This window comes from Vannielia sp. ABF1_015 (genome assembly GCF_056160745.1).
This window is the reverse complement of record NZ_JBSWXT010000001.1, coordinates 815,840-833,472: the sequence shown is the minus strand read 5'-3', so window position 1 is coordinate 833,472 and position 17,633 is coordinate 815,840. Positions and strand designations below refer to the sequence as shown.

General features: G+C 63.3%; 16 protein-coding genes, 1 tRNA gene and 1 pseudogene. 8 read left to right on the top strand and 10 right to left on the bottom strand.

Translation table 11 applies throughout. From position 1 onward, the window contains the following. Positions 1-26: 26 nt before the first annotated feature. The 5 genes and pseudogenes from ACXAG6_RS04330 to ACXAG6_RS04310 all read left to right on the top strand — a co-directional run bounded on the left by ACXAG6_RS04330 (position 27) and on the right by ACXAG6_RS04310 (position 3,581). Entirely contained in the window at positions 27-941 is a 915-nt protein-coding gene (locus ACXAG6_RS04330; RefSeq protein ID WP_475335359.1) for a LysR family transcriptional regulator, read from the top strand. A gap of 35 nt (positions 942-976) precedes the next feature. Then, entirely contained in the window at positions 977-2,083 is a 1,107-nt protein-coding gene (leuB, locus tag ACXAG6_RS04325) for a 3-isopropylmalate dehydrogenase (RefSeq protein ID WP_475335357.1), read from the top strand. A gap of 200 nt (positions 2,084-2,283) precedes the next feature. Then, positions 2,284-2,394 (top strand): annotated as a pseudogene (locus ACXAG6_RS04320) (antibiotic biosynthesis monooxygenase); the annotation flags it as partial. A 73-nt stretch (positions 2,395-2,467) separates the two neighbouring features. Next, positions 2,468-3,454 (top strand): DMT family transporter, encoded by a 987-nt coding sequence (locus ACXAG6_RS04315; protein WP_475335354.1) that lies wholly within the window; start codon positions 2,468-2,470, stop codon positions 3,452-3,454. Between the two features lie 50 nt (positions 3,455-3,504). Next, positions 3,505-3,581 (top strand) — tRNA-Pro (locus ACXAG6_RS04310). 26 nt (positions 3,582-3,607) lie between these two features. Here the strand turns inward: ACXAG6_RS04310 and ACXAG6_RS04305 are convergent. Genes ACXAG6_RS04305 through ACXAG6_RS04285 form a run of 5 tightly spaced genes read right to left on the bottom strand, consistent with a single transcriptional unit; the run spans position 3,608 to position 8,050 of the window. Next, positions 3,608-4,519, bottom strand: coding sequence for an AEC family transporter (locus ACXAG6_RS04305; RefSeq protein WP_475335352.1), 912 nt, complete (start codon positions 4,517-4,519; stop codon positions 3,608-3,610). A gap of 30 nt (positions 4,520-4,549) precedes the next feature. After that, positions 4,550-5,401, bottom strand: a complete 852-nt coding sequence (locus ACXAG6_RS04300; protein ID WP_475335350.1) for a metal ABC transporter permease — start codon at positions 5,399-5,401, stop codon at positions 4,550-4,552. Beyond that, entirely contained in the window at positions 5,398-6,246 is an 849-nt protein-coding gene (locus ACXAG6_RS04295; RefSeq protein ID WP_475335347.1) for a metal ABC transporter permease, read from the bottom strand. Before ACXAG6_RS04295 ends, ACXAG6_RS04300 begins: the two co-directional genes overlap by 4 nt. Further along, positions 6,243-7,163: a manganese/iron ABC transporter ATP-binding protein gene (locus ACXAG6_RS04290; RefSeq protein ID WP_475335346.1), complete on the bottom strand. Its 921-nt coding sequence runs from the start codon at positions 7,161-7,163 to the stop codon at positions 6,243-6,245. Before ACXAG6_RS04290 ends, ACXAG6_RS04295 begins: the two co-directional genes overlap by 4 nt. Next, positions 7,160-8,050 (bottom strand): metal ABC transporter substrate-binding protein, encoded by an 891-nt coding sequence (locus ACXAG6_RS04285; RefSeq protein ID WP_475335343.1) that lies wholly within the window; start codon positions 8,048-8,050, stop codon positions 7,160-7,162. The genes ACXAG6_RS04290 and ACXAG6_RS04285 overlap by 4 nt, the downstream gene beginning before the upstream one ends. Before the next feature lie 227 nt (positions 8,051-8,277). Here ACXAG6_RS04285 and ACXAG6_RS04280 point away from each other — a divergent pair, with 227 nt between their 5' ends. The 3 genes from ACXAG6_RS04280 to ACXAG6_RS04270 all read left to right on the top strand — a co-directional run bounded on the left by ACXAG6_RS04280 (position 8,278) and on the right by ACXAG6_RS04270 (position 11,411). Further along, on the top strand, positions 8,278-9,288 hold the full coding sequence (locus ACXAG6_RS04280; protein WP_475335341.1) for a C4-dicarboxylate TRAP transporter substrate-binding protein: 1,011 nt from the start codon (positions 8,278-8,280) through the stop codon (positions 9,286-9,288). Between the two features lie 75 nt (positions 9,289-9,363). Continuing rightward, on the top strand, positions 9,364-10,005 hold the full coding sequence (locus ACXAG6_RS04275) for a TRAP transporter small permease subunit (protein WP_475335340.1): 642 nt from the start codon (positions 9,364-9,366) through the stop codon (positions 10,003-10,005). Continuing rightward, on the top strand, positions 10,002-11,411 hold the full coding sequence (locus ACXAG6_RS04270) for a TRAP transporter large permease (RefSeq protein WP_475335337.1): 1,410 nt from the start codon (positions 10,002-10,004) through the stop codon (positions 11,409-11,411). The genes ACXAG6_RS04275 and ACXAG6_RS04270 overlap by 4 nt, the downstream gene beginning before the upstream one ends. Positions 11,412-11,665: 254 nt before the next feature. On the opposite strand, the gene ACXAG6_RS04265 is transcribed toward ACXAG6_RS04270, so the two are convergent. From ACXAG6_RS04265 to ACXAG6_RS04245, 5 genes are all read right to left on the bottom strand, one after another. Continuing rightward, on the bottom strand, positions 11,666-13,684 hold the full coding sequence (locus ACXAG6_RS04265) for a M3 family metallopeptidase (RefSeq protein ID WP_475335335.1): 2,019 nt from the start codon (positions 13,682-13,684) through the stop codon (positions 11,666-11,668). A gap of 64 nt (positions 13,685-13,748) precedes the next feature. Next, positions 13,749-14,918 (bottom strand): HesA/MoeB/ThiF family protein, encoded by a 1,170-nt coding sequence (locus ACXAG6_RS04260; RefSeq protein ID WP_475335333.1) that lies wholly within the window; start codon positions 14,916-14,918, stop codon positions 13,749-13,751. Beyond that, positions 14,918-15,385, bottom strand: coding sequence for a dUTP diphosphatase (dut, locus tag ACXAG6_RS04255; protein ID WP_475335330.1), 468 nt, complete (start codon positions 15,383-15,385; stop codon positions 14,918-14,920). Before dut ends, ACXAG6_RS04260 begins: the two co-directional genes overlap by 1 nt. Then, entirely contained in the window at positions 15,382-16,575 is a 1,194-nt protein-coding gene (gene coaBC / locus ACXAG6_RS04250; RefSeq protein ID WP_475335328.1) for a bifunctional phosphopantothenoylcysteine decarboxylase/phosphopantothenate--cysteine ligase CoaBC, read from the bottom strand. The genes dut and coaBC overlap by 4 nt, the downstream gene beginning before the upstream one ends. Before the next feature lie 147 nt (positions 16,576-16,722). Further along, entirely contained in the window at positions 16,723-17,601 is an 879-nt protein-coding gene (locus ACXAG6_RS04245; RefSeq protein WP_475335326.1) for an RNA polymerase factor sigma-32, read from the bottom strand. Positions 17,602-17,633: the final 32 nt, after the last annotated feature.

Genomic DNA, 17,633 nt, shown 5'->3' with positions numbered 1-17,633 from the left:
CATGAAGGCCATGTATTTATATTTGAATGGCAGGCTACCTTTCCTCCCTTGATTGGTCCCGCGTTCAGGCCTTTCTCGCAGTGGTCGAAACCGGCTCGCTTTCGGGGGCAGCGCGGCAGCTCGGCACCAGCCAACCCACGCTGGGGCGGCAGGTCAAAGCGCTGGAAGACGAGTTGGCCACCCGGCTTTTCAAGCGCGCAGCCAAAGGCCTGTCCCTCACGGAGGCGGGCGAGGCACTGGTGGAGCCCGCGCGTGCCATGCAGGAAGCGGCAATGCGGCTGCAACTCACTGCCGCCGGGCGTGAGGAAGAGCTGGCGGGCACCGTCAGGATCACCGCGCCGGTTTCAGTCACCTATTGGATATTGCCCCCGATCGTCGCCCGCATCCGCGCTGCCGAACCCGAGATCCAAATCGAGCTGGTGCCGAATGACGCCAGCGATAACCTGCTCTTCCGCGAGGCCGACATCGCTGTGCGCATGTATCGCCCGACCCAGCTTGATCTCGTATCCCGACAGCTCGGGGAGATGAAAATGGGGCTCTATGCCGCCAAGAGCTATCTCGCGGGCAGGGAGTTGCCCGCCAGCCTCGAAGGCCTGTTGCAAATGGACCTCGTCGGCAACGACCGGGAGGAGCGGATTATCCTCGGCCTTCGGCAACAGGGCATTGCCGCCGACAGGCACAGCTTCGCAACCCGGGTCGATGACCAGACGGTCTATTGGGCGCTTGTCTGCGCAGGCTGCGGGCTGGGCTTTGGCCCTTGCATTGTGGGCGATGCCGAACCGGGCGTGGTTGCGCTGCTCCGCGGCCCGCCGGTGCCGCCTCTGCCGATGTGGCTGGCCGCTCATGAAGAGGTGCGCCGCGTGCCGCGCGTGGCCCGTGTGTGGGACATGCTGGCCGAGGCGCTGCCGCCGCTGCTTGACCCTGTGACCGGGAGCGCGTAGGCCCTCGCGCGACCGTATTCTGCGAGGAGACCGCGATGAGCACCCCTTCCCTTCTGATCTTGCCCGGTGACGGCATTGGCCCCGAAGTCATGGCCGAGGTCCGCAAGGTGATCGACTGGTATGGCGCCAAGCGTGATCTCAAGTTCGACGTGTCCGAAGATCTCGTCGGTGGCTGCGCCTATGACAAGCACGGCACCCCGCTGCACGATGACACCATGGCAAAGGCCCAGGAGGTAGACGCAGTGCTGCTCGGTGCCGTGGGCGGCCCGAAGTATGACAACCTCGACTTCTCGGTGAAGCCCGAGCGCGGCCTGCTGCGGCTCCGGAAGGAGATGGACCTGTTCTCCAACCTCCGCCCGGCCCAGTGCTTCGACGCCCTTGCCGATTTCTCCTCGCTGAAGAAGGACGTGGTGGCCGGCCTCGACATCATGATCATCCGTGAGCTCACCTCCGGCGTCTACTTCGGTGAGCCGCGCGGAATCATCAAGGAAGGCAACGAGCGCGTAGGCATCAACACCCAGCGCTACACCGAGAGCGAAATTGCCCGCGTGGCGCGCTCGGCCTTCGAACTGGCCCGCAAGCGCGGCAACAAGGTCTGCTCGATGGAGAAGGCCAATGTGATGGAAAGCGGTATCCTCTGGCGCGACGTGGTGCAGGAGATCCATGACGCTGAGTATGCGGATGTGGAACTGAGCCACATGTACGCCGACGCAGGCGCGATGCAGTTGACCCGCTGGCCCAAGCAGTTTGACGTGATCGTCACCGATAACCTCTTCGGCGACCTCCTGTCGGACCTCGCCGCCATGCTTACCGGATCGCTGGGCATGTTGCCCTCCGCCTCGCTCGGCCTGCCGATGGCCAACGGCCGCCCGAAAGCGCTCTACGAGCCGGTCCACGGCTCCGCGCCCGATATCGCAGGCACCGGCAAGGCCAACCCGATCGCCTGTATCCTCAGCTTTGCCATGGCGCTGCGTTATTCGTTCGACGAAGGCGAAGAGGCGACCCGGCTGGAAGAGGCCGTGAACGCGGTGCTGGCCAAGGGCCTGCGTACGGCGGACCTGCTGGGCGAAGAGGGCAAACAGCCCGTGAGCACCGCCGAGATGGGCGATGCGATTGTCGCCGCTTTGGATGAGTCGCTCTGAGACTGGCACTGGAGTGGGGGGGGGGGGGGGGGGGGGGTGGGGGGGGGGGGGGGGAAAAAGGGGGGGGGGGGGGGGGGGGGGGGGTTGGGGGGGGGGTGTGGGGTGGGGGTGGGGGGGGGGGGGATGTGTTGGGGGGGGGGGGGGGGGCCCCCCCCCCCCCCACCCCCGAGAATACTCTCAGCAAGAAGATGCAGGCTAAGCGCGGAGGTATCTTTGCCGATTACCGCCTTCGAGTGGCTGCGGTGCTGCGTGACTATGGGATGATGGAGCGCAACGAGGCCCCGGCAGACAGTCGCGCCACCCACGATTGACGCCGCGCTGCAGCTTGGTAGTTTCCTGCAATTGTTAGCGCCAACGCTACCCCCCTGACGACCGGCCCGGACCATGCCCGACACGACCACCAACAACACCAAGGGGGCGCTTCTCGCGCTGCTTGGCTACGCGATCTTCTCAACGCACGACGTGGTGGTGAAATACCTCGGCGAAAGCTACAGCCCCTTCCAGATCGTCTTCTTCTCAACGCTCATTGGCTTTCCGCTGGCGATCTTCATGCTGATGCGAGACGCAACCGACGGCAACCTGCGACCGCGCCACCCGTGGTGGGTGGCGCTGCGGACCGCCGCTACGGTGGTGACAGGGATCACGGTGTTCTATGCCTTCTCGGTCCTGCCGATGGCGCAAACCTACGCAATCCTCTTCGCCTCGCCGCTCCTGATCACCATCCTCGCAATCCCGGTGTTGGGCGAGAGAGTGCGCTTGCGGCGCTGGGCAGCGGTCGTCGTTGGCCTCGCGGGCGTGCTTGTGGTGTTGCGGCCCGGCAGTACGGAGCTTGGGCTTGGGCACCTCGCGGCGATCGTGGGGGCGACCTTTCACGCGTTGGGCTCGATCGTGGTGCGCAAGATCGGTCGGGACGAGCGCAACGTGGTAATCATGCTCTACCCGATGATGGCAAATTTCATCGTCATGGCACTGGCTATGCCCTTTTTCTACGAGCCCATGCCGGCGCTGGACCTCGGCGCGCTCGGCGTAATTGCCGCCTTTGCCTTTGTTGCGACGGGCATCATGATCGTCGCCTACAAGGTGGGTGAGGCGGTGATCGTCGCACCGATGCATTACAGCCAGATCATCTGGGCGGTCATTTTCGGGTACTTCCTTTTTGACGAAACGATCGACCTTTGGACCTCGGTCGGCACCGCCATCATCATCGCCTCGGGCCTCTACATCGTGCTGCGCGAAGGCCGCTCGACCGCATCGGAAAACACCCCCGTGCTACGCACCCGCATCCGCCCCGACACTGGCACCACCCTTCGGGTTGGTCCACTGCTGCGGCGGGCCCGAAAGGCGGCAGAATTTTCCGCTTCGCTGCGCTGATCGGGCCTTGCCAAACAACGGCGTCTTGCTGTAACCCGCAGCCTCACGGTCGGAGTGTAGCTCAGCCTGGTAGAGCACTGTCTTCGGGAGGCAGGGGTCGGAGGTTCGAATCCTCTCACTCCGACCAGTTTTCACAACAGATATGACGGGCCATCAGCCCATGCCGAGCAGCCGTAGCATGAGCGGTATCGTTGCTACGGCGGCAAGGGTTTGAGCCGTTACAAGGCCGGCCATGAGCGTCGCATCACCGCCAAGTTGGCGTGTCAGCACATAGGCCGTGGGGGCCACCGGTATGGCAGAGAAGGTCACCAGAACCAGTGCCTCGGTCCCCTGAAGCCCCATGAGCCGGGCAATGAGCGCTGCGAAGAGCGGCATGGCAATCAGGCGCACTGCGCCGATGCTGACCAATGGGGTCAGGTCTTGGCGCAGGGCACCGGGTCGCAAGGCTGCACCGACGCAGAGCAACCCGAGCGGCAGGCTGGCGCGCCCCATGAGGTCAAGAAATCGGTCAAGGCCATAGGGCAGCCCGGTGCCGAGCATTGCGAGCAGGATACCGACGATGCACGCGAGTATCAGTGGGTTCGCAAGAATGCTGCGGGCCATGGCGGGTGCTGCCCGCAGCCCCGTGCTCTTTGATAGCGCCATGATCGACAGCACATTCACAAATGGCACCGCAACGGCGAGATAGACCGCCGCCTGCCCCAGCCCGGCCGTTCCCGTCAGCCCGGCAGTGACCGCGAGCCCTACATAGGTATTGAAACGCACCACGCCCTGAAACGCCGGACCGAAGCGCGCAGGCGTGGCAGGCAGAAAGGTACGCCGAATGCCCCACATGGCGAGTGCCGCGAGCGCGATCGTGACGAGTGCTGCGCCTCCCATCTGCAGGATTGCCGGGTCGGACAATGGCGCATTTGCAAGGCTCGAAACCAGCAAAGCCGGGAACAGCAGAAAGTAATTCAGCTTCTCCGCCGCAGGCCAAAAGCCCGGGTCCGGCCATCCCCTGCGCGCCAGCAGGAAGCCAAGGCAAATCAATGCGAAAAGCGGCCAGATCGTGAGGATGAGCATGATTGGTGTCTCGGTGCAGGTCCGTCCGGGTTACGGGGCCGCGCCCTTGGGTGCAAGCGGGCTGCTGCTGCGGTTTCGAACCACCGTCAAAACGAAGGCAGCGATGAAGCAGAGTGTCATGGCCAGCACGATGGTTGGGGCCGGAGCACTGTCGATCCAGAAACTGGCGTAGGTGCCGGCAAGAGCGCAAAAAAGCGCCAGGGCCACCGAGACGGTCAGCATGGCATGAAAGCGCCGGGTCAGCAGAAATGCCGTTGCGCCGGGCGCGATGAGCAGCGCGATGGCAAGGATGATACCCACAGCCTTGAGTGCGGCAACCACGGTAAGCGAGAGTGCAACGAGCAGCCCATAGTGCAGCCAGCCGACAGGCAGGCCAGACGCCTTGGCCTGTGTCGGATCGAAGGCATGGAGGAGCAAGTCCTTCCACTTTGCAACAAGCGCCAAGGTCACCACCGCGCCGATAATTCCCGCCTCCCAAAGGTCTGCGCCGTCGATGCCGAGGATGTCGCCAAACAAGATATGGTCGAGGTGAACATCTGTAGAGATGGCCGTGTAGATCACCAGTCCGAGGGCGAACATGCCCGAGAAGACGACGCCCATCACCGTGTCCTGTTTGATGCGTGAGTTTTCTTGCAGGTAGCCCGTGGCCAAGGCGCACCCCATCCCGGCGACGAAGGCTCCGATGCCCAGCGGAATTCCGATCAAATAAGCGAGCACAACGCCGGGCAGGACAGCATGGGACACAGCATCCCCCATCAGCGACCAGCCCTTGAGAACGAGAAAGCATGACAGCAGCGCCGCGGGCACAGAGATCAGCGCGGCCACCGCAAGGGCGTTCTGCATGAACGGCAATTGTAGCGGGAGGAGAAGCTCTTCCATCATGCGTCCAGCGCCTCCCGTGCACGCCGACGGGCGGCCAGCAGCCCGTGGGCTGGAGCGAGGAAGAAGGCGATCAAAAACAGGCCAACTTGCAGCAGAACGATCACCCCACCCGTCGCCCCGTTGAGGAAATAGCTGATGTAGGCGCCAAAAAAGCCGCTGCCTGCCCCAATGCCCACGGAAAGCCAGATGAGACGATGAAAGCGGTCGGTCAGCAGGTAGGCCGTGGCGCCGGGAGTGACGACCATCGAGATAACAAGGAAGGCCCCCACGGTTTGCAGCGCGGCGACGGTGGAGGCCGCCAGCAGGGTGAAGAACAGGATGCGCAAGCCATTGGTGTTGAGCCCGATCGAGCGGGCATGGCTTTCGTCGAAGAAGGTCACCATCAGGTCGCGCCACTTGGCGGTAAGGATCGCCAGCGTCACCACCCCGATGATGACGAGCTGCAGTGTGTCTCCCGGCGTGATGGCAAGGATGTTGCCCAGTGTGATGGTCTGGATATCCACCGGCACCGGCGAGATCGACACCATGAAAAGGCCGAGGCCGAAGAAGCTGGTAAAGATCAGCCCGATGATCGCATCCTCCTTCAGCCCGGTTCTCTGGTTGAGAAACAGCATTGCCCCAGCTGCCAGCCCACCCGATAGAAACGCGCCTAGCGCAAAAGGCAGCCCCAGCATGTAGGCCCCGGCCACCCCCGGCACGATCGCATGGGAGAGCGCGTCACCAATCAGCGACCAGCCCTTGAGCATGAGGAAGGCCGAGAGGAAGGCGCAGACACAGCCAACGAGTGCCGAAACCCACATGGCGTTGGTCATATAGGCGTAGGAAAGGGGCTCCAGCCAGCTCATTCCCAATCCTCGTCTTCCGCGGGCCCGTCTTCGTCTTCTTTGTGCTCTTGGTACATGACGAAGGGGCGCTCATCATCGGTGATGACTGTAACGCGGCGGGTGTCTTCGTCGTCGTGCAGGTCAGCGCCTCCAAGCACAAAGTGGCGCAGCACACCGCCAAAGGCTTCTTCGAGGTTTTCGGTGGTAAAGACCTCGGAGGTCGGCCCGTAGGCCAGCACGGTGCTTTTCACCAGCACGGTTCGGTCACAAAACTCAGGCACCGAGCCAAGGTTGTGGGTGGAAACCAGCATCACCCGTCCTTCGTCACGCAACTCGCGCAGCAGTTTGATGATCTCTTCCTCTGTGGTCACGTCGACGCCGGTGAAGGGCTCGTCGAGCAGAATGACTTGCCCCTCCTGCGCCAGCGCCCGGGCGAGGAACACACGCTTGCGCTGCCCACCAGAAAGCTCGCCGATCTGCCGCTGGCGAAACTCCGACATCCCGACACGGGCGAGCGCATCCGTAACCGCTTCGCGGTCGGCGGCGCGGGGTCGGCGCAGAAAGCCCATGTGCCCATAGCGGCCCATCATCACCACGTCTTCGACCAGCACGGGAAAGGCCCAATCTACCTCTTCGGCCTGCGGCACATAGGCGACGAGGTTCTTTTTCAACGCGTCGCGCACCGGAAGGCCAAGCACGCTGATGTTGCCCGCAGCGAGGCCCAAGAAGCCCATGATCGCCTTGAAGAGCGTAGACTTCCCTGCCCCGTTGACGCCAACAAGCGCCGTGATCGTGCCTTTCGGGATTTCAAAGCTGGCAGAGTGCAGGGCCGTGTGCCCGTTGCGGTAGGTGACCGTGATGTCATCAACCCGGAGCCCGGCGCCCGCTTCTGCGGTGCCGGGCTCAAAAACCTCTGGCGGCTCGGTGGCAAGGCTCATGATCGCCCGTCCTCCAGCCCGTCGAGAATGGTCTGCGAGGTTACGCGGAGCAGATCGAGGTAAGTTGGCACTGGCCCGTCCTCGTCTGTCAGGCTGTCGACGTAAAGCACGCCCCCGTAATGCGCACCCGTCTCCCGGGCCACCTGCCGGGCGGGCTTGTCGGAAATGGTGCTTTCCGAAAAAACCACCGCAACCTCATTCTCTCGGATCGCGTCTATCACCTGCCGCACCTGCTGCGGCGTGCCCTGCTGGTCGGCATTGATCGGCCAGAGGTAAAGCTCCCGCAGCCCATAGTCGCGCGCAAGATACGAAAACGCGCCCTCGGAGGTAACAAGCCAGCGCTCCTCCTCGGGCAGGGCGAGAATAGCCTCGCGGATGGGCGCGATCGTGGCCGCAATCTCTGCCTTGTACGCTTCAGCGTTGGCCGCATAGGTCGCCGCGTTCTCCGGGTCATGCTCAGACATCGCGGCCGCGATATTGTCTACATAGATTTCGGCAGAAGTGAGGGCCATCCACGCGTGTGGGTTCGGCTTGCCGTCGTAGGGACCGGAAGAGATAGACATGGGCTCCACCCCGTCACTGACCACGGCGGAAGGAATACCTCCGAGATTGCGGAAGAACTTCTCGAACCAGAGTTCGAGGTTGAGGCCATTCCACAAAATCAAGTCGGCATCCCGTGAATCCAGAATGTCGCGCGGGCTCGGGGAGTAGTTGTGAATTTCTGCGCCCGGCGGCGTGACAGACACAACCTCCGCCGCTTCACCTGCCACGTTGCGCGCCATGTCTACGATCACCGTGAAGGTGGTGGCGACCTTGAATTTTTCGGCCCCCGCCGTCCCGGGCGCGAAGCTGAGGGCGAAAAGAGCGAGAGCTGCGATGAAGCGCATGGGAGCCTTCCTGCTTTGCTGTTCGAGTGGAGGATATGGCGAGCTTGGCGCGAGTCAATGCAAATGAGAATGATTTGCAATTTAAAGTGCAGATGCAGCATCAGCCGTCCAGTCAGAAAAACCTTCACATCAAGGATTGCCTCCTTCTAGGATGATCCCGATCTGCGGCCTGACGATGGAACCAAGTTCCGCGACGCGAAAGAGCCGCCGACAACAGGGAGAGAAACATGCATATGATGACGAAGGTGGCCGTGGCCGCCCTGATAACAGGCGGTATCGCCAGCGAAGCCGCCGCAACCGAGTGGAACGTGTCGGTCTGGGGCAAGCGCCGCGCCTTCACCGAACACGTCGAGAAAATGGCCGAGCTGGTCAGCGAAAAGACCGGCGGCGAGTTCACCATGAACATCAGTTACGGTGGCCTCTCGAAGAACACCGAAAACCTCGACGGCATCGAGATCGGCGCCTTCGAGATGGCGCAAATCTGCGCGGGCTACCACCCCGACAAAAACCCCTCGCTTACCGTGCTGGAGTTGCCCTTCCTCGGCGTCGACAGCCTCGACAAGGAAGTCGAAGTCAGCTTCGCGCTCTACGAGCATCCGGCGGTGAAAGAAGACCTCGCCCGCTGGAACGCCACCCTGCTGATGCCATCGCCAATGCCACAGTATAATATCGCCGGCGTCGGTGACGCGCCCAAGACGCTAGAGGACTATTCGGGCCTCACCGTGCGCGCGACCGGCGGCATTGGCCGGGCGATGGAAACTGTTGGCGCCGTGCCCACATCGGTCACCTCCTCCGAAGCCCGGCAGGCGCTCGACAGTGGCGTTGTGAAGGGCGTCGCCTTCGCCCCGCACGCGCACATGAGCTTTGGCACCATCGAGGGCGCCAACTGGTGGACGACCAACCTCAACCCCGGCACCGTGCAATGCCCGATCGTGGTGAACACCGATGCGCTCAAAGCGCTCTCCGACTCCGAGCGCGAGGCGCTGATGGGTTCGGTGGATGAGGCCATCGCCCACTACGTCGAAAATTACAACGGTGCCACCATGTCCAAGTGGGGGCCGCTGCTGGAGGAAAAGGGCATTGAGCAAGTGACCTACTCTGACGAGGCGCTGCAAGCCTTCCGCGATCAGGCCGCCGGCCCGATTGCCGAGGCCTGGGTTGAAGAGAATGCCGCCAAGGGCCTCCCGGCACAGGAGCTCCTGGACCTTGTTCAAGGCGTGATCGGCGGCGACAGCTGATCCCAGAGGGACCGAAAAACCAAAGCGGCGGGCCGGGGCACACCCTGGCCCGCCGCTCTGCAAGAGGGGCAAGGCATGGCAGGCGCATCGAACGTCATTGAAGATGGCAGCACGCTCAGTCGCATCGACAGGGCGCTGTTCCGAGTGGAAACGCTTTTGGCGCTGATCGGCGGCATTGTCGTGTTCTCGCTGATGCTCCTCGCGGTCGGATCAGTCGGCGGGCGCAAGCTCTTCAACCAGCCCCTGCCGGGATATGTCGACTGGATCCAGTTTCTGATGCCGTTCATCGCCATCCTCGGCGTGAGCTACTGCCACCGGCTCGGCGGGCACATCCGGATGGATATTCTGGTGGGCCGCCTCAAGGGCCGGGCGCTTTGGCTCTTCGAGCTGCTCTCCACACTTCTGGTGCTGTTGCTGATGGTGCTGCTCCTCTGGGGCAGCTGGTCACATTTCGACCGTTCCTTCGACCTCGGCCGCCCGCTCTGGTCCTCTGACAGTTCCATCGACATCGGCCTGCCGCTCTGGCCCGCCAAGCTGGTGGTGCCGGTCGCCTTCGGGGTTCTTTGCTTGCGGCTCTCCTTGCATGTCTATGCCTACGCCAAGGCACTCATCGAGGGCGCCGAGCACCCGGTGGCGGTGCCACTCATCGAAGACGCCGCAACCCAGGCCGCACATGAGGCCGAAACCGTTTCGGGCTTCGAGGAGGACGCACGATGACCTCAATCGAAATCGGCCTCTGGGTCACTGCTGGCCTGCTTGTGATGGTGCTCATCGGCACCCGCGTCGCCTTTGCCGCCGCCATCGCGGGCCTCGTGGGCTTGCTTTGGATCTTCTGGTCGAAGAAGGGCTATGACCCCGAGCAATTTGGCTGGGCACTTGGCGTTGCAGTAAAAACCGCCGGACAGGTGCCACATTCCAAGGTGTCGAGCCATGCGCTCTCACTGATTCCCACCTTCATCCTGATCGGCTACCTCGCCTATTACGCCGGGCTCACCAAGGCGCTCTTCACCGCCGCCAAACGCTGGGTCGGCTGGCTGCCGGGGGGCTTGGGCGTCTCCACCGTCTTCGCCACCGCGGGCTTCGCCGCCGTTTCGGGGGCTTCCGTGGCCACCTCCGCCGTCTTCGCCCGCATCGCCATCCCCGAGATGCTCGCCGTTGGCTATGACAAGCGCTTTGCCGCCGGCGTGGTTGCCGCCGCCGGCACTCTCGCCTCACTAATCCCGCCCTCCGCGATCCTCGTGATCTACGCCATCATCGTGGAGCAAGACGTGGGCGCGCTGCTTCTCGCAGGCTTCATCCCCGGCGCCTTCTCTGCGCTGATCTATGGCTCCATGGTCGTAGGCATGGCGATGGTGTGGAAAAAGCTCGGCCCGCCCGTTACCGGCTTCACATGGGGGGAGCGCTTTGCCTCCCTGCCCGGCGCGCTGCCGATCCTCTTCGTCGTGCTCATCATCATCTTCTTCATCTACAACCCCTTCGGTGGCGATGCTTGGGGCACGCCCACCGAGGGCGGGGCGCTGGGGGCTTTCGTGGTGTTCCTCATCGCGCTCTATCGGGGCATGCGCTGGCCAGAGCTGAAGAACGCGATGCTGGAAACCGCCAAGCTCTCGGTCATGATCTTTACCATCATCTGGGGCGTGTTGATTTATGTGCGCTTCCTTGGCTTCGCCGACCTGCCCGGCGCCTTCTCCGATTGGATCAGCACGCTCGAACAATCGCCAATGATCACTCTTCTGATGATCCTAGCCGCCTACGCGGTGCTCGGCATGTTCATGGACGCTATCGGCATGCTGCTGCTGACGCTTCCCATCGTTTATCCAGCGGTGATCGCGCTCAACGGCGGCGAGGCGGTAACGGCGGCGGATTCAGCCTTCGGGATGAACGCCACGGGCTGCGCGATCTGGTTCGGCATTATCGTCGTAAAGATGGCCGAGCTGTGCCTGATCACCCCGCCCATCGGGCTGAATTGCTTCGTCGTCGCAGGCGTGCGGCCAGAACTCTCCGTGCAGGATGTGTTCCGGGGCGCTGCGCCCTTCTTCGTCGCGGACGCGCTCACCATTGCCGGGCTGGTCGCCTTTCCCGCCATTGTGCTCTACCTGCCGGGACTCCTGCTAGGGTTGTAGCGTGACGCAGGGTCATCCAGAGCCGGTGTGGACAAAATCGGCAAGCAGGCTTGCGATCTTGCAATGCGGCGGCGCGGCATAGTGGCGCTGCATCCGAGTCGCCCCTGCATTCACTCCGGGTCAAGCGCCAGAACCGCCGGTTTTCAGTTATTTTATTGCGCCCGCAATCTGGGCACCTGCTCAACCGGCGGCTGTGGCGGAGGTCGGTTATCCCCGTGACGCCGAGGTAAACCTGTGGATAACTTCGTGGAAACTCAGGCCACGTCGTCCAGTCCGCGTCCCTTCAAGAGCGCCTCCACCCCCGGAAGGCGTCCGCGGAACGCCGTATAGAGTGCCTCCGGCTCCTCGCTTCCTCCGGCGGAGAGGATATGCCGCTCAAGGCTCTTGGCCATGTCCGGATCAAACGGGCCACCGGCCTCCTCAAAGGCGGCGAAGGCATCGGCATCCATCACCTCCGACCACATGTAGCTGTAATAGGCCGAGGCATAGCCACCCGAGAATATGTGGGCGAAATGCGGCGTGGCATGGCGCATCCGTATGGCACGGGGCATCCCGATCTCCTCAAGCACCTGCGCCTGCCTTTGCATCGGATCGGCAGGTGGCGGCCCTGCGTGGAATTCCAGATCAACCAGCGCCGAGCCGATAAACTCGCAGGTCTGGTAGCCCATATCGTAAGTTGCCGCGTTCAGCACACGTTCCAGCAGGTCTTCGGGCATCGCTTTGCCGGTTTCAGCGTGGGTGGCAAACTCCTGCAGCACCTCGGGCACCTCCAGCCAGTGCTCATAGAGCTGCGAGGGCAGCTCCACAAAATCGCGGGCAACCGAAGTGCCGGAAATGCTGGAATAGGTCACATCCGAAAGCATCTGATGCAGCGCATGGCCGAACTCGTGGAACAGCGTGCGCGCATCGTCATAACTCAGTAACGCTGGCTGGCCGGCAGGCGGCTTGGCGAAGTTGCAGACGTTGATCACATGAGGCCGCAGATCGCCCGCCAGCTTTTGCTGGCTGCGCAGGGCCGAACACCATGCGCCAGAGCGCTTGCCGCCCCGTGCAAAATAGTCGGCAATGAAAACGGCAATGTGTTCTCCACCACGCGTCACCTCCCATGCACGCGCGTCAGGATGATGGAGCGGCAGGCTAAGGGGCACAAACTCCAGCCCGAAAAGCCGGTGAGCGCAGGAAAAGGCGGCCTCGATCATCCGATCCAGCTGGAAGAAAGGCTTCAACTCCGCCTCATCAAGCGCGTGCTCCTCGCGGCGGCGGGCCTCGGAGTAATAGTGCCAATCCCAAGGTTCGAGCGGTCCGTCAAACCCATCAGCATGGAGGCGGCGCTCCAGCACCTTTGCATCGGCCTCAGCCTTGGCGCGCGCAGGAGACCAGACGGCTTGCAGCAGCCCGCGTACGGCTTCGGGGGTTTTGGCCATTTCGGTTTCCAGCCGGTAGTCGGCAAAGCTGTCATATCCCAACAGCGCCGCGCGCTCGGCCCTCAGCGCCAGCATTTCGGCCGCCAGTGCCCGGTTGTCGGTCTCGCCACCGTTCGCACCACGCGAGGTCCAGGCCTCATAGGCGGTGCGGCGATAATCCCGGTTGGGGCAAAACTGCAAGAAGGGCACAACGAGCGACCGCGAAAGGGTGACGACCGGTTCGGCGCTTTCCTTTTCTTCGCCGGCGGACTTCATGGCACTGACAAGGAAATCAGGCAGACCGGTTAGATCTGCCACAGGCATGAACCAGTCGCGCTCATCGGCCAGCAGATTGAGGCCAAAGGACGTGGATTTTTCCGAAAGTGCCGTGTTGATCTCCTTCAGCCGCGCTCGGCCAGCGTCATCCAGCCCGGCGCCAGAGCGCCGGAAGGCACGGTGATGAAGGTAGAGCACACGCTCCTGCTCATCGGTCAGCTCAAGTGTCTCCCGCTGCTCCCAAAGCGTGTTTACCCTCTCATAGAGCCGTGCATCGAGCATGATGTCTGAATGGAGGGCGGAGAGGCGCGGCGAGAAACTGCGCTGGAGCTTCTCCCGCGTTGGCGTGGAGGCGACAGCGGCAAGCAGAAAGAACGGGCCCATCACCTCTTGCAGTGGCATGTCTGCCTCTTCCAGCGCCTCGATCGTGTTGGCAAAAGTGGGCACCTCGGAGGCACTGGCAATCTCTTCGATCATCGCGCGCGTTTCGGTCTCGGCAGCGTCGAGGGCGGGGGCAAAGTGATCGTCGTTGATCGCTGCGAAATCGGGCAGGTCAAAGGGCAGATCTGAGGGGGTGAGCAGCGGGTTTGTCATATGTCGCGGTCTCCTTTGGGAGGGAAGATAGGGGCGGAGAGGACGAAGGCGAAGAGGGGTGCGCTCATCCGTCCTTCGAGACGTCTTCGCGCGGGCCACAGGTTGCGCAATCCTCGCGCCGCTTGAGCGAGATCTTGCGGGTTTCGCTCCAAAGCGCATCGTAGATCAGCATTTCACCGCGCAGCGGGCTGCCCGCGCCGGTGATGAGCTTCACCGCCTCCGCCGCCATCATGGCGCCCACCACGCCCGGCAGCGGCCCCATCACCCCCGCCTCTGCGCAGGAGGGCGCAAGACCCTCTGCTGGCGGCTCGGGGAAGATGCAGCGATAGCAGGGTGCCCCGCTGGCCGGGTCAAAGACCGAAAGCTGCCCCTCCCACTGCGAAAGGGCACCGGAGATCAGCGGAATCCGCGCGGCAACCGCAAGTTCATTGGCAAGGTAGCGCGTGGCAAAATTGTCAGTGCCATCAAGGATCATGTCAACCGGGGCCACCAGTTCTGGGCCATTCTCATGCGTCAGCCTTGTGGCAAGGGCTGTTACTTTCACATGCGGATTGAGAGCGACCATGGCCTGCGCCGCACTCTGCGCCTTGCCTCGGCCCTGTCCGTCGGTGCGGTGGATCACCTGCCGCTGCAGGTTAGAGACCTCAACCGTGTCTTCGTCCACCACCGTCACACGCCCCACACCGGCGGCGGCCAGATAGAGCAGCGCGGGCGAGCCGAGGCCTCCGGCCCCGATCACCAGCACATGGGCCGCCTTCAGCTTCTTCTGCCCCGGCCCGCCGATCTCGCGCAGCACGATGTGGCGGGCATAACGATTGAGTTCGTCGGGAGTGAGGCGACCGGTGTCTGCATGCTCCTCCTGCGAAACGGGCTCGGCCTCGGGCTCGGAAGACACGGATGGCACGGCGCGGCGCGCATTGAACCGGGCGGCCTGCGCCGCGCGCTCGGCATCGCGCCTTTCCTGCGCCACCTCGATAACCACCGCCTCGCGCCGGAGGAACTTGAGCAGGTAGCCGTAGCCCACCGCGACAACCCCAAAGAGCAGGACGATGAACCACAGCTCCCACTGCTTGCCGGTGATTTCGCGCAGCGCGTTACCCTCAGGGAGCAGGCGGTTGATCGCAATCGCCGTGCCCACCACGGCGCCCACGCCGAGCTGGCGCTGCCAGAGCCGCGCGCCCAGCACCGCGCCGCCCCACCAGACCAGCGCCATGAGGGCAAAGACAAGGAGCATCAGCGGCGGCCCGTAGAGCCAAAGCCGCCCGTGCCCCGCGCGGTGTCGGAGATCGCATCGGCTTTCGTGAAGACGGCCTGCACAACGGGGGCGACAACCAACTGCGCAATCCGGTCGCCATGGGCAACGGTGAAAGGCTCGTCCCCAAGGTTTATCATGAGAACACCAAGCGGCCCGCGATAGTCACTGTCAATCGTGCCCGGCGTATTGACCAATGTAACACCGTGCTTGGCCGCGAGGCCCGAACGCGGGCGAACCTGAACTTCGAACCCTTCAGGGATCTCCACCCGCAGCCCCGAGGGCACAATGGCGCGGCCACCCGGAGCCAGGGTCAGGCCGCCAGCGCGCTGCTCTTCGGGAAAGTTCGCACGCACATCCGCCCCGGCAGCACCGTGCGTTTCATAGCTGGGCAGAGGCACCGCAGGGTCGGCTCCTTCATCGCGGAAACAACGGACTTCAGGCCTCACGTCAGCGCCTCACAAATTCGGGCGGCAAGCTGCTGGGCAACTTGGTCCTTGCTCATGCGCGGCAGGGCTTTCGCCTCCTTCGCGGTAAGGATGGTCACTGCGTTCTCTGTGCCCCCCATGATGCCAGTTTCCGGCGACACATCGTTGGCAATGATCCAGTCACATCCCTTGCGCTTCAGCTTGGCCTCGGCGTGCGCGAGAAGATCATCCGTTTCGGCAGCAAAACCGATAACGAGACCGGGGCGTTGCTCGGATTTCGAGACTTCCGCGAGGATGTCGGGGTTTTCGGTGAACTCCAGCGGCGCAATCTTGCCGCTGCCGTCTTTCTTGATCTTCGAGGCACTCTCCGAGGTGACGCGCCAATCCGCGACAGCAGCGGCAAAAATGGCTGCATCTGCGGGGAGGGCGGCAAAGACGGCCTCGTTCATCTGCGCGGCGGTTTCCACCTGCACCACCTTGGCCCCCTGCGGCGGTGGCACCGTGGCCGGGCCTGTGACGAAGGTAACCGATGCACCAAGGCCCATGAGCGAGCGGGCCAGCGCCGTGCCTTGTGCGCCCGAGGAGCGATTGGCGATGTAACGCACCGGATCAATTGGCTCATGGGTAGGGCCGGAGGTGACGACGATATGCTTGCCTTTCAGCGGGCCGTCGGCAAGGGCCTCGGTAATGGCAGCGACGATCTCGGGCACTTCCGACATTCGCCCCGGCCCATACTCCCCGCAGGCCATCTCGCCCTCTGTTGGTCCGGAAAAGCGCACACCATCGGCCCGCAGCGTGGCAACATTGCGTTGATTGGCCGGGTGCAGCCACATGCGCACATTCATCGCAGGCGCGCACAGCACCGGCTTGTCGGTGGCCATCAGGAGCGTGGAGGCGAGGTCATTGGCGTGGCCATTCGCCATCTTCGCCAACAGGTCGGCGGTTGCGGGCGCGACGACCACCAGATCAGCGGCGCGAGAAAGCTCGATGTGCCCCATCTCGCGCTCGTCGGTCAGATCAAAGAGGTCGCGATAAACCTTCTCCGCTGCCAGCGCAGACACCGAAAGCGGTGTTACGAACTCTTCTGCCGCCTTGGTCAGCACCGGCGTCACATGCGCGCCCTGCTCGCGCAACCGCCGGATCAGGTCGAGCGACTTGAAGGCAGCAATGCCCCCAGCAATGACGAGTAGGATTTTCTTGCCTGCCAGCATGGGTTTGGCCCTCCGCGTGGCTCTGTTGTAGGGCGCGGCGGGCCGGGCGGCAACTGTTGGCGGTGGGGTTTCAGAACCCTTGCAGAGCGCAAGGAAATGGCCGCGTGTTACCGCGGTCCCAATTTCCTCTGGATAAGGCCTATAGCCTCAGGAGATCAGCGCCAGCACTTCGTCAGACTGCTGCTCCAGCGAGCGGCGCATCTTCTGGAAGGCCGCCGCCTCAAGCTGGCGCACCCTCTCCTTGGAAAGACCGAGTTCCTCGCCGAGGCTCTCAAGCGTGCGCTTCTCCTTGGCCAAACGGCGCTCTCGGATGATGAACTGCTCACGATCGTTCAGCGCGTCCATGGCCTCGGCCAGCCAGTCACGAAGCTGGGCCTTGTCGTGCTCCACCTCAACCTGTTCGGCGGCCTGTGGGCCGTCATCTTCCAGCGCGTCAATCCACTGGCGCCCATCGTCTTCGGAGGACTGGGTGACATTGAGCGAGAAGTCAGAGCCCGAGAGCCTACCTTCCATCATCTCCACATCAGCCAGCGGCACCCCGACTTCCACGGCGATCTTCTGACGCAGCTGTTGACTGTCGAGGTTTTCGCCCGCCGCAGCCGCCTCCCGCTCCAGCTGCGCCTGCACACGGCGCATGTTGAAGAAGAGCGACTTCTGCGAAGAGGTCGAGCCGGTGCGCACCATCGACCAGTTGCGCATCACGAATTCTTGTACGGAGGCCTTGATCCACCACATCGCATAGGTCGAAAACCGCACGCCGCGTTCGGGGTCGAACTTGTCGGCGGCTTTCATCAGCCCCAGCGATGCTTCCTGAATGAGGTCATTCATCGGGGCACCGTAGCGCTTGTATTTCGCGGCCATGGAGATCGCGAGGCGCATGTAGGCCGAGATCAGGCGGTGCAGCGCCTGCTCGTCGCGGTGGTCGCGCCAGGCGCGGGCCAATTGCTGTTCAGTCTCTGCATCAAGCAGTTCTGCCTGACGCGCGTGGCGGGACATGGAGGTATCAATATCGCCGTCCAAAGGCATGGGGGAGCTCCTTTTCGCGGGCAAGAGAGGCC